General features: G+C 68.6%; 11 protein-coding genes. 3 read left to right on the top strand and 8 right to left on the bottom strand.

Annotation, left to right across the window (positions count from 1 at the left end):
* Positions 1 to 263 precede the first annotated feature (263 nt).
* From ACZ69M_RS29250 to thyX, 3 genes are all read right to left on the bottom strand, one after another.
* Positions 264 to 1949, bottom strand: a complete 1686-nt coding sequence (locus ACZ69M_RS29250; RefSeq protein WP_075031322.1) for a ribonuclease J — start codon at positions 1947 to 1949, stop codon at positions 264 to 266.
* A gap of 137 nt (positions 1950 to 2086) precedes the next feature.
* Entirely contained in the window at positions 2087 to 2986 is a 900-nt protein-coding gene (dapA, locus tag ACZ69M_RS29245; protein WP_470054393.1) for a 4-hydroxy-tetrahydrodipicolinate synthase, read from the bottom strand.
* 210 nt (positions 2987 to 3196) lie between these two features.
* Positions 3197 to 3937: an FAD-dependent thymidylate synthase gene (gene thyX, locus ACZ69M_RS29240; protein ID WP_470054391.1), complete on the bottom strand. Its 741-nt coding sequence runs from the start codon at positions 3935 to 3937 to the stop codon at positions 3197 to 3199.
* 203 nt (positions 3938 to 4140) lie between these two features.
* Between thyX and ACZ69M_RS29235 the strand changes: the two genes are divergently transcribed.
* Together ACZ69M_RS29235 and ACZ69M_RS29230 are read left to right on the top strand one after the other, a co-directional pair.
* Positions 4141 to 4380 (top strand): hypothetical protein, encoded by a 240-nt coding sequence (locus ACZ69M_RS29235; protein ID WP_470054389.1) that lies wholly within the window; start codon positions 4141 to 4143, stop codon positions 4378 to 4380.
* A 122-nt stretch (positions 4381 to 4502) separates the two neighbouring features.
* A complete protein-coding gene (locus ACZ69M_RS29230) occupies positions 4503 to 5060 on the top strand; it encodes a hypothetical protein (RefSeq protein ID WP_470054387.1) in 558 nt (185 codons plus the stop codon).
* A gap of 138 nt (positions 5061 to 5198) precedes the next feature.
* On the opposite strand, the gene ACZ69M_RS29225 is transcribed toward ACZ69M_RS29230, so the two are convergent.
* The 5 genes from ACZ69M_RS29225 to rpsO form a co-directional block, all read right to left on the bottom strand.
* Positions 5199 to 5654 (bottom strand): tetratricopeptide repeat protein, encoded by a 456-nt coding sequence (locus ACZ69M_RS29225; RefSeq protein ID WP_403705864.1) that lies wholly within the window; start codon positions 5652 to 5654, stop codon positions 5199 to 5201.
* 32 nt (positions 5655 to 5686) lie between these two features.
* Entirely contained in the window at positions 5687 to 6439 is a 753-nt protein-coding gene (gene dapB, locus ACZ69M_RS29220) for a 4-hydroxy-tetrahydrodipicolinate reductase (RefSeq protein ID WP_470054385.1), read from the bottom strand.
* Positions 6440 to 6465: 26 nt separating this feature from the next.
* Positions 6466 to 7845 carry a M16 family metallopeptidase gene (locus ACZ69M_RS29215; protein ID WP_470054383.1) on the bottom strand — a complete coding sequence of 460 codons (1380 nt, stop codon included), beginning with the start codon at positions 7843 to 7845 and terminating at the stop codon, positions 6466 to 6468.
* Positions 7842 to 10058: a polyribonucleotide nucleotidyltransferase gene (locus tag ACZ69M_RS29210; RefSeq protein ID WP_470054381.1), complete on the bottom strand. Its 2217-nt coding sequence runs from the start codon at positions 10056 to 10058 to the stop codon at positions 7842 to 7844. The genes ACZ69M_RS29215 and ACZ69M_RS29210 overlap by 4 nt, the downstream gene beginning before the upstream one ends.
* Positions 10059 to 10446: 388 nt before the next feature.
* Complete coding sequence (gene rpsO, locus ACZ69M_RS29205) at positions 10447 to 10734, bottom strand: 30S ribosomal protein S15 (protein ID WP_037741887.1); 288 nt, start codon at positions 10732 to 10734, stop codon at positions 10447 to 10449.
* A gap of 265 nt (positions 10735 to 10999) precedes the next feature.
* Here rpsO and ACZ69M_RS29200 point away from each other — a divergent pair, with 265 nt between their 5' ends.
* Positions 11000 to 11338: a DUF397 domain-containing protein gene (locus ACZ69M_RS29200; protein ID WP_470054379.1), complete on the top strand. Its 339-nt coding sequence runs from the start codon at positions 11000 to 11002 to the stop codon at positions 11336 to 11338.

Here is an 11338-nt window from a genome sequence, read left to right as displayed (position 1 = left end):
CTTTGTTCTTGCGTTTCCGACTCTATCAGACCGTTTCCCGATCCGATTTCCTCGGTGCTTTCCAGGTTCTCGCTTTCGCGTTTCCCTTTCCGGCGACTCCGACTTTATCAGAGATTCTGAGTCGAAATTTCCGCCCCGCTCGGGGTGGTCCCTGGCACACGGTCGTACCGGGTTCCCGTTCAGGCAGAGCCGTAAACGTACTGGAGCGGGGCGCCCCGATGCAAATCGAGGGGCCCCGCTCCGGAGTTGGCGCGTGCGAGGGGTCAGACCTCGACGACGACCGGCAGGATCATCGGGCGGCGGCGGTAGTTGTCCGAGACCCACTTGCCCAGCGTGCGGCGGATGAGTTGCTGCATCTGGTGGGGCTCGACCACGCCGTCCTGGGCCGAGCGCTCCAGGACCTCCGTGACCTTCGGGATGACGTCCGCGAAGGCGGAGTCGTCGATACCCGAACCGCGCGCGTGCACGTGCGGACCGGCGGTGATCTTGCCCGTACTCGAGTCGATCACCACGAAGACCGAGATGATGCCCTCGTCACCGAGGATCTTGCGGTCCTTGAGCGCCGGCTCGCCCACGTCACCGACCGAGAGGCCGTCGACGTACACGTAACCCGCCTGGACCTTGCCTGAGATCTTCGCCTTGCCCTCGATGAGGTCGACGACGATTCCGTCCTCGGCGATCACGATGCGGTCGTGCGGGACGCCGGTGAGGGCGCCGAGCTCGGCGTTGGCGCGCAGATGGCGCCATTCGCCGTGGACCGGCATCAGGTTCCGCGGCTTGCAGATGTTGTAGAAGTACAGCAGCTCGCCCGCGGAGGCGTGGCCGGAGACGTGCACCTTGGCGTTGCCCTTGTGGACGACGTTGGCGCCCCAGCGGGTGAGGCCGTTGATGACGCGGTAGACCGCGTTCTCGTTGCCCGGGATGAGCGACGAGGCCAGGATCACCGTGTCGCCCTGGACGATCCGGATCTGGTGGTCCCGGTTGGCCATCCTCGACAGGGCGGCCATCGGCTCGCCCTGCGAGCCCGTGCAGACGAGGACGATCTCGTGGTCCGGGAGGTCGTCGAGCGTCTTGACGTCCACCACGAGGCCCGGCGGGACCTTCAGATAGCCCAGGTCGCGTGCGATGCCCATGTTGCGGACCATCGAGCGGCCGACGAAGGCGACCCGGCGGCCGTACTCGTGAGCCGCGTCCAGGATCTGCTGGATGCGGTGGACGTGGCTGGCGAAGCTCGCCACGATGATCCGCTTGCGGGCGCTCGCGAAGACCGTGCGCAGTGCGTTGGAGATGTCGCGCTCGGGCGGGACGAAGCCCGGGACCTCGGCGTTCGTGGAGTCGGAGAGGAGAAGGTCGATGCCTTCTTCGCTCAGACGTGCGAACGCGTGCAGGTCGGTGAGGCGATTGTCCAGCGGGAGCTGGTCCATCTTGAAGTCGCCGGTGTGGACGACCATGCCCGCGGGGGTGCGGATGGCGACCGCGAGGGCGTCCGGGATGGAGTGGTTGACCGCCACGAACTCGCAGTCGAAGGGGCCGATGCGCTCACGGTGGCCCTCCGCGACTTCGAGCGTGTACGGGCGGATGCGGTGCTCCTGGAGCTTCGCCTCGATCAGAGCGAGGGTCAGCTTGGAGCCGATCAGCGGGATGTCCGGCTTCTCGCGCAGGAGGAACGGGACAGCGCCGATGTGGTCCTCGTGGCCGTGGGTGAGGACGATGCCCTCGATGTCGTCGAGGCGGTCCCTGATGGACGTGAAGTCCGGCAGGATCAGGTCGATTCCGGGCTGCTCCTCCTCGGGGAAGAGCACTCCGCAGTCGACGATCAGCAGTCGGCCGTCGTACTCGAAGACCGTCATGTTCCGGCCGATCTCGCCAAGGCCACCGAGCGGGGTGACCCGCAGGCCTCCCTTGGGGAGCTTCGGCGGCGGGCCAAGTTCAGGATGCGGATGACTCAAAAGACTCTCCTCACCACACGCGCCACGTACCTGGCAAGGCACGTGGCGCGCATGACGTTCGTGCAGTAGCAGTTGTCTGTGTGGGGTGCAGGCCCCTGGCCTGCGTTGTCGTGCATATTCAGTTGTGAAGTCTGTATTTAGAGTTCTACCCCGCCGGCAGCAAGATCGATCTTGAGCTGGGCGGTCTCCTCGGGCGACAGCTCGACCATCGGGGCGCGCAGCGGCCCGGCGGGCAGGCCCTGGAGGGCGAGCGCGGCCTTGGTCGTCATGACGCCCTGGGTGCGGAACATGCCGGTGAAGACGGGGAGCAGCTTCTGGTGGATCTCGGTGGCCTTCTGTACGTCGCCCGAGACGTACGCGTCCAGCATGGCGCGCAGCTCCGGGGTGACGACGTGGCCGACGACGGAGACGAAACCGACCGCGCCCACGGAGAGCAGCGGCAGGTTCAGCATGTCGTCGCCGGAGTACCAGGCGAGTCCGGAGCGGGCGATGGCCCAGCTGGCTCGGCCGAGGTCCCCCTTGGCGTCCTTGTTCGCGACGATACGCGGGTGCTCGGCCAGCCGCACGAGGGTTTCGGTGCTGATCGGTACGCCGCTGCGGCCCGGGATGTCGTACAGCATCACCGGCAGCTCGGTCGCGTCGGCGATGGCCGAGAAGTGACGGTACAGGCCCTCCTGCGGGGGCTTGTTGTAGTACGGCGTCACGGTCAGCAGGCCGTGCGCGCCGGTCTTCTCGGCGGCGCGGGCGAGCTCGATGCTGTGGTGGGTGTCGTTCGTGCCGACGCCCGCGACGATGTGGGCGCGGTCGCCGACCGCCTCGAGTACGGCTCGTACGAGATCCGATTTCTCCACGTCACTGGTGGTCGGTGACTCACCGGTGGTGCCGTTGATGATCAGGCCGTCATTGCCTGCGTCCACCAGGTGGGTGGCGAGCCGCTGTGCGCCGTCGAGGTCGAGTGCGCCGTCCGCCGTGAAGGGCGTGACCATGGCGGTGAGGACCCGCCCGAAGGGGGTCTGCGGAGTGGAGGTCGGAGCCATGGGTAACACGCTACTCGCTGCTCAAGGCGTGGTCTGCCCTCGGGAGACACGACAAAGCGTGACAAATGCGGAGCCCGGCACTGCCTGCTCGGGGGTTCAAGCAGTGCCGGGTCCGTTTGATCAGGCTAGATGAACTTCTCGAAATGCCGCAATACGGACACCTCGCTCGGTTGATCCGCACATCTGTGCCGAGCGGCGCGCGGGAGCGCGCTACGGCGCCACGCGCCCGTTGGCATTGAAGGCCGCGTAGGTGAGCGGCATGAGCCCGGCCCACTCCGCCTCCATCTGCTCGCCGACCATCTCGATCTCCCGCTGCGGGAAGGACGGGACCTTGGCGAGCTCGTGCTGGGTGCGCAGCCCGAGGAAGTGCATCAGGGAGCGTGCGTTGCAGGTGGCGTACATCGACGAGAAGAGGCCGACGGGGAGGACGGCGCGGGCCACCTCGCGGGCCACACCGGCGGCCAGCATCTCCTGGTACGCCTCGTACGCCTGTCGGTAGGAGTCCTCCATCACACGGCCCGTGAGCTCCTGCTGCGCCTGGGTGCCCTCGACGAAGACGTACTTGCCGGGGCGGCCCTCCTGGACCAGCTTGCGGGACTCGTCCGGGACGTAGAAGACCGGCTCGAGCTCCCTGTACCTGCCCGACTCCTCGTTGTACGACCAGCCCACGCGGTGCCGCATGAACTCGCGGAAGACGAAGATCGGGGCGCTGATGAAGAAGGTCATCGAGTTGTGCTCGAAGGGGCTGCCGTGCCGGTCCCGCATCAGGTAGTTCAACAGGCCCTTGGAGCGCTCCGGGTCCTTCTGGAGCTCGTCGAGGGACTGCTCACCGAGGGTCGAGACGCGGGCGGCGAACAGCACGTCCGAGTCGGAAGCGGTGTGCTTGACCAGCTCGACGGTGACATCGCTGCGGAAACTGGGCTTGAGGTCGTCGGCGGGGGTGTCGGTCACGGTGCGCAGGGTCCTTCCCATCACATCTCTCGGGCGGCGCCCACTCTACGGCCCGCCACTGACAACGGGGCGTTCGGTGGCGTGCCGCGACATTCGTCGGCGAACTTCAGCGAATTCGGTGATTCCGGGCACCTCTTGGGGCGTTCGCTCGTCTGTATGGGTGACAGTGATCCGTTCGAGCCTCCAGAGGAGAAGCAACCCCCATGTTCCGTCGGCGCGAGCCCGTACCGTTCGCCTTCATCGCAGAAGCCGACCAGTTCCGCAGCAATGTCGCTCCCCCACCCCGCCGACGCTCGTCGGCCGGCGAGATATTCGGCCGCTGGCTCCTGGGCCTCACCGTGGTCGCCGGGCTGGTGGGCGCGCTGATCATCGGGATGCCGGCCCTCTCGCTCGACCAGTCGTCCGCGACGACCCAGCATTCCGAAGCCTCCGACGGCCGCTGACCCTCCCCCGCTGCCCAAAGGGCGTGAGGGCACCCCCATGGCCCCCCAAGGGTGGTGAGCCGGGACCCCGCTCGATAGCCTCACCGGGCACAGCCCATGCGTGGATTGAGTGAGGATCAGTCGTGCCCCTGCCCTTCCTGACGGCGGACCGTGACTTTGACGAGGTGGCGGACGAGCTCGCCCTGCCCTTCGACGACCGCGGCCGCTGGCGGCGCCCCTACCGGCCCGGGCCGTGGCGGGTGGCCCTCGCCGCGCTCGTGCTGCTGCTCGCCTCCTACGTGCTCGTCGCGGCCGTGCTCGTCGCGCTCACGGGGAGCCGCTCCGCCGCCCTGCTCTGCTTCGGTGGGTCCGTGCTCGTCATCCTGTGCGCGCTGCGGCTGCTGCGGATGGGCGTCTGGGTGAGTGCGCGGGGGCTGCGCCGCGTGGGCTTCCTGAACACGAGTACGACGTCCTGGGAGCAGGTCGTCGCCGTACGCACCGTCCAGCAGCCGGTGCGCTGGCTCGGACTGCCGCGCACCGTGCAGGGACAGGCGCTGATCCTCGTACGCAAGGGTCGTGCGGCGGACACCCTGCCGCCGCTGCTCACCTCGCACAACTCCGACTTTCTGGCGCGCACGGAGGCCTTCGACCGGGCAGCGGACGCCGTCGAGGTGTGGGCCGACGAGTACCGGCGGGATTGAGCCCCAACGGTCGTGGCAAGGCGACGTGGCAGGGCATCTCGTGGCAGGGCGAAGGGGCCGGTCCGCACTCCGCGGGCCGGCCCCTTCGACGTCCTTGTCGCCGTGCCGTCGTCGCACTTCTCGTGTGCGCCGTTGCTCTCAGGCCTCGGCGGGGGGCCTGCCCTCGCGCAGGGCGATCGCCCGCTGCATCGCCTTGCGGGCGCGCGGCGTGTCGCGGGCGTCGTGGTAGGCGATCGCGAGGCGGAACCAGCTGCGCCAGTCGTCCGGGGCGTCCTCGGTCTCGGCCTTGCGCCTGGTGAAGACCTCGTCGGCCGAGTCACGGTCGATACGGCCGCCCGGGGTGCGCTTCAACTCGTCGACGGGCAGGCCGCCCTCGGCGTCGAGCTCGGCGGCGAGCCGGTTGGCCTTGCGGACGAACTGGGTGTTCTTCCACAGGAACCAGATGCCGATGACCGGCAGGATCAGCACCGCGACACCGAAGGTGACGGTGATCAAGGTGCCGTTCTCGATGAGCAGCACGCCTCGGCTGCCGACCAGGACGAAATAGACGACCAGGACGGCTGCCGTGACGGCGTAGGTGATCTTCGCACGCATGTCTGCCGGCTATCTGTTGTGCGGCCCTCGGCTCAGCCGAGGTCCAGGAAGTGTTCCAGGCCGAAGGTGAGGCCCGGGGCGGTCACCACGCGGCGGACGCCGAGCAGGATGCCCGGCATGAAGCTGCTGTGGTGGAGGGAGTCGTGGCGGATGGTGAGGGTCTCGCCCTCGCCGCCGAGCAGGACCTCCTGGTGGGCGAGGAGCCCGCGCAGGCGGACCGCGTGCACCGGCACGCCGTCGACGTTCGCTCCGCGGGCGCCGTCCAGGGCGGTCGCCGTGGCGTCGGGCTGCGGGGTGCTGCCCGCGCGCTCCCGGGCCGCGGCGATGAGCTGGGCGGTACGCGTGGCGGTGCCGCTGGGGGCGTCCACCTTGTTCGGGTGGTGCAGCTCGACGACCTCGACGGACTCGAAGTACGGCGCGGCGACCTCGGCGAACTTCATGGTCAGTACGGCCCCGATGGAGAAGTTGGGCGCGATGAGCACGCCCGTCTCCGGGGACGCGGCCAGCGAGGTGTTGAGCTGCGCGAGGCGCTCGTCGGTCCAGCCGGTCGTGCCGACCACGGCGTGGATGCCGTGCCGGACGCAGAAGTCGAGGTTGCTCATCACCGAGTCCGGGGTCGTCAGTTCGACCACGACCTGGGTGCCGGTGGCGACCAGCGCTTCCAGCTCGTCGCCGCGGCTCAGCGCGGCCACCAGCTCCAGGTCCTCGGCGGCCTCGACGGCTCGTACCGCCTCGGCCCCGATCCGGCCCTTGGCACCGAGGACCGCCACGCGCAGCTTGCTCATTGCTTCGTTCCTTACCGAGACGGGGATTACGCGACCGCGTCGTGCAGACGGGAGGCCTGCTTGTCCTTGAGCGGGCCGATGACCGACAGCGAGGGCCGCTGTCCCAGGATGTCGCGGGCGACCGAACGGACGTCGTCCGGGGTGACCGACGCTATCCGGACCAGCATGTCGTCGACGGACATCTGCTCGCCCCAGCACAGCTCGCTCTTGCCGATACGGTTCATCAGCGCGCCGGTGTCCTCCAGGCCGAGGACCGTGGAGCCCTGGAGCTGACCGATGGCGCGGCCGATCTCGTCGTCCGAGAGGCCGTGCTCGGCGACGTGGTCCAGCTCGTCGCGGCAGATCTTGAGCACGTCGTGGACCTGACTCGGCCTGCAGCCCGCGTACACGCCGAAGAGGCCGCAGTCGGCGAAGCCCGAGGTGTACGAGTACACGCTGTAGGCCAGGCCGCGCTTCTCGCGGACCTCCTGGAAGAGGCGGGAGGACATGCCACCGCCCAGGGCGGTGTTCAGGACGCCCAGGGCCCAGCGGCGCTCGTCGGTGCGGGCGAGGCCCGGCATGCCGAGGACGACATGGGCCTGCTCGGTCTTGCGGCCGAGGAGCTCGACGCGGCCCGCGGTGCGGATGGCGCGGCGGCCGTCGCGCGGGGCGATCGGCTCGACGGCGCTCTCCTTGAGGGCGCCGGCCTTCTCGAAGGCGGCGCGGACCTGGCGTACGACCTTGTTGTGGTCGACGTTGCCCGCGCAGGCGACCACGAGGTGCGTCGGGTCGTAGTGCTTCTTGTAGAAGCGGCGGATGCGGTCGGCGCTGAGGGCGTTGACCGTGTCGACCGTGCCGAGGACCGGGCGGCCGAGGGGGGTGTCGCCGAGCATGGTGTGCGCGAACAGGTCGTGCACGCAGTCGCCCGGGTCGTCCTCGGTCATCGCGATCTCTTCGAGGATCACGCCGCGCTCGGCGTCCACGTCGCCCTGCTCGATCAGCGAGCCGGTGAGCATGTCGCACACGACGTCGATGGCGAGCGGGAGGTCGGTGTCGAGCACACGCGCGTAGTAGCACGTGTACTCCTTGGCCGTGAACGCGTTCATCTCGCCGCCGACCGCGTCGATGGCGGAGGAGATGTCCAGGGCGCTGCGCCGGGAGGTGCCCTTGAAGAGCAGGTGCTCCAGGTAGTGCGTGGCGCCGTTCAGCGTCGGCGTCTCATCGCGGGAGCCGACGTGCGCCCAGATCCCGAAGGTGGCCGAGCGTACGGAGGGGAGGGTCTCGGTGACGATGCGCAGGCCGCCGGGGAGGGTGGTCTTACGGACCGTACCGATGCCGTTCTCGCCCTTGATGAGGGTTTGGGTACGGGCGACGGCCCGCGCCTCCGAAGAGGTGCGGGCCGTCGCCGTGGAGCTACGAGACGTCACTGGTCGGTGTCGTCCTTCGTGTCGTCGTCGCCTTCGCCCTCGATCACGGGGATCAGGGAGAGCTTGCCGCGGGAGTCGATCTCGGCGATCTCGACCTGGACCTTCTGGCCCACCCCGAGGACGTCCTCGACGTTCTCCACGCGCTTGCCGCCGGCGAGCTTGCGGATCTGCGAGATGTGCAGCAGACCGTCCTTGCCCGGGAGCAGCGACACGAACGCGCCGAAGGTCGTCGTCTTCACGACGGTGCCCAGGTAGCGCTCGCCGACCTCCGGCATGGTCGGGTTGGCGATGCCGTTGATCGTGGCGCGGGCGGCCTCGGCGGCCGGGCCGTCGGCGGCACCGATGTAGATGGTGCCGTCGTCCTCGATCGTGATCTCGGCGCCGGTGTCCTCCTGGATCTGGTTGATCATCTTGCCCTTGGGGCCGATGACCTCACCGATCTTGTCCACGGGGATCTTGACGGTGATGATCCGCGGGGCGTTCGGGGACATCTCGTCCGGCGTGTCGATCGCTTCCATCATCACGTCGAGGATGTGGAGGCGGGCGTCGCGGGCCTGCTTGAGGGCCGCGGCCAGGACGGAGGCCGGGATGCCGTCCAGCTTGGTGTCGAGCTGGAGGGCGGTCACGAACTCCTTGGTGCCGGCGACCTTGAAGTCCATGTCGCCGAAGGCGTCCTCCGCACCGAGGATGTCGGTGAGGGCGACGTAGTGCGTCTGGCCGTCGATCTCCTGGGAGATCAGACCCATGGCGATGCCGGCGACGGGGGCCTTCAGCGGCACACCGGCGTTCAGCAGCGACATGGTGGAGGCGCAGACCGAGCCCATGGAGGTCGAGCCGTTGGAGCCGAGGGCCTCGGACACCTGACGGATCGCGTAGGGGAACTCCTCGCGGGTCGGCAGGACCGGCACGAGCGCGCGCTCGGCGAGGGCGCCGTGGCCGATCTCGCGGCGCTTCGGGGAGCCCACGCGGCCCGTCTCACCGACGGAGTACGGCGGGAAGTTGTAGTTGTGCATGTAGCGCTTGCGGGTCACCGGGGAGAGGGTGTCCAGCTGCTGCTCCATGCGGAGCATGTTGAGGGTGGTGACGCCCAGGATCTGGGTCTCGCCACGCTCGAACAGCGCCGAGCCGTGCACGCGCGGGATGGCCTCGACCTCGGCGGCGAGCGTACGGATGTCCGTGACGCCGCGGCCGTCGATGCGGACCTTGTCCTTGATGACGCGCTCGCGGACCAGCTTCTTGGTCAGCGCGCGGTACGCGGCGGAGATCTCCTTCTCGCGACCCTCGAACTGCGGGAGCAGCTTCTCGGCGGCGATCTCCTTGACGCGGTCCAGCTCGGCCTCGCGGTCCTGCTTGCCGGCGATGGTGAGCGCCTGGGCGAGCTCGCTCTTGACCGCGGCGGTCAGGGCCTCGAGGACGTCGTCCTCGTAGTCCAGGAAGATCGGGAACTCGGCGGTCGGCTTGGCGGCCTTCGCGGCGAGGTCCGACTGCGCCTTGCACAGGACCTTGATGAAGGGCTTCGCGGCGTCGAGGCCGGAAGCGACGACCTCTTCGGTCGGCGCCTCGGCGCCGCCCTTGACCAGCTGGATGGTCTTCTCGGTGGCCTCGGCCTCGACCATCATGATCGCGACGTCGCCGTCCTCCAGGACGCGACCGGCGACGACCATGTCGAAGACGGCGTCCTCGAGCTCGGTGTGCGTCGGGAACGCGACCCACTGGCCGTTGATCAGCGCGACGCGGACGCCGCCGACCGGGCCGGAGAAGGGCAGACCGGCCAGCTGCGTGGACGCGGAGGCGGCGTTGATCGCCACGACGTCGTACAGGTGATCGGGGTTGAGGGCCATGATCGTGGCGACGACCTGGATCTCGTTGCGCAGGCCCTTCTTGAAGGACGGGCGCAGCGGGCGGTCGATCAGACGACAGGTGAGGACGGCGTCCTCGGAGGGGCGACCCTCGCGGCGGAAGAAGCTGCCGGGGATCTTGCCTGCGGCGTACATCCGCTCCTCGACGTCCACCGTGAGGGGGAAGAAGTCGAGGTTGTCCTTGGGCTTCTTGGAAGCACTGGTGGCCGACAGCACCATGGTGTCGTCGTCCAGGTACGCCACGGCGGAGCCGGCGGCCTGCTTGGCCAGGCGGCCCGTCTCGAAGCGGATGGTGCGGGTGCCGAAGGAACCGTTGTCGATAACGGCCTCGGCGTAGTGGGTCTCGTTCTCCACTAGCGTTTTCTCCTCGTCTTCGTCCCGTCCTGCCCGTGTGGCAGGGGGACGGTGGCGGAGAGGCGCTCCGTCTGGTGCGGGCCGGTCTTCGATCGAAGCACCCGGGATCTCATTCCCCCGGGGGCCACTACCGAGGACCGGCGGCGGTGCGGTGCGCGTCTCCTCGTTCGTTGACGTGACGGTCCCTACCCGGCGGGTACGGAGCCATCACGCTGTGTCGTACGTGCTGTGTCCTGCGTATTGCGTTGTGCTACCACACTACAAAGCGTCGGTGACACTCCGCACGTACAGAGACGTACGGCAGTGCGTACGGCAATGCTCACGGCAGCGGCACGTACAGCAAAAGGAGCGGCTCCCAAGAGGTGGGAACCGCTCCCTTCACGGCGTCTTACTTGGCGCCCGCCGCACCGCGGCGGATGCCCAGGCGGTCGACCAGCGCACGGAAGCGCTGGATGTCCTTCTTGGCCAGGTACTGCAGCAGCCGGCGGCGCTGACCGACCAGGATCAGCAGACCACGACGGGAGTGGTGGTCGTGCTTGTGGGTCTTGAGGTGCTCGGTCAGGTCCGAGATGCGGCGCGAGAGCATGGCGACCTGGACCTCGGGGGAGCCGGTGTCGCCCTCCTTCTGACCGAACTCGCTGATGATCTGCTTCTTCGTAGCGGCGTCGAGCGACACGCGTACTCCTCATAGTCTCTGAGTAGCCACCGAGTGCCCCTGGTCCACATCTCAGGGGAGCTTCCGTTACTCGGGAGGCGGGGATCCGCTGAGCGCGGCCTCCAGAGCGATGGGCTCCGGGGGTGCGTACACAAACGGCCGTCACACAGGGTACCAGCCTGGCCGGATGCGTCTGTCCGGGTCCCCGAACCTGCCTGGTGACACGGGCCTGGCCACTAGGGTGACCGCACAGGTCATTCGTACGTGGGGAAGGGGCCGCTTGAACATGGCCGAGGCAGCGGACGCAGCGGGCGTAGCGGACGAGGACATCGCGGCGGAGACGAACGCGGACGTCAAGGCGCGCAAGGAGCGGGAGAAGGACGAGCTCTACGCCCTGGACATCTCCGACGTCGAATGGCACAGCGCGCCGGGCACGGAGGAACACGAGGAGCGGGTCGAGATCGCGTACCTGCCCGAGGGCGCGGTGGCCATGCGTTCCTCCCTCGACCCGGACACGGTCCTGCGGTACACGGAGGCGGAGTGGCGGGCCTTTGTGCTGGGGGCGCGGGACGGCGAGTTCGATCTGGAGCCGGCGCCGCACAACGGGGGGCTTGCGGCGGGCTAG

This window comes from Streptomyces sp. NPDC107454 (assembly GCF_055582885.1).
This window is presented reverse-complemented; position numbering and strand designations above follow the sequence as displayed.

Bases quoted from the DNA above. Each gene is read 5' to 3' on its own strand.
- dapA (WP_470054393.1), bottom strand. From the start codon at position 2,986: ATGGCTCCGACCTCCACTCCGCAGACCCCCTTCGGGCGGGTCCTCACC.
- ACZ69M_RS29235 (WP_470054389.1), top strand. From the start codon at position 4,141: ATGTTCCGTCGGCGCGAGCCCGTACCGTTCGCCTTCATCGCAGAAGCC.
- ACZ69M_RS29225 (WP_403705864.1), bottom strand. From the start codon at position 5,654: ATGCGTGCGAAGATCACCTACGCCGTCACGGCAGCCGTCCTGGTCGTC.
- dapB (WP_470054385.1), bottom strand. From the start codon at position 6,439: ATGAGCAAGCTGCGCGTGGCGGTCCTCGGTGCCAAGGGCCGGATCGGG.
- ACZ69M_RS29200 (WP_470054379.1), top strand. From the start codon at position 11,000: ATGGCCGAGGCAGCGGACGCAGCGGGCGTAGCGGACGAGGACATCGCG.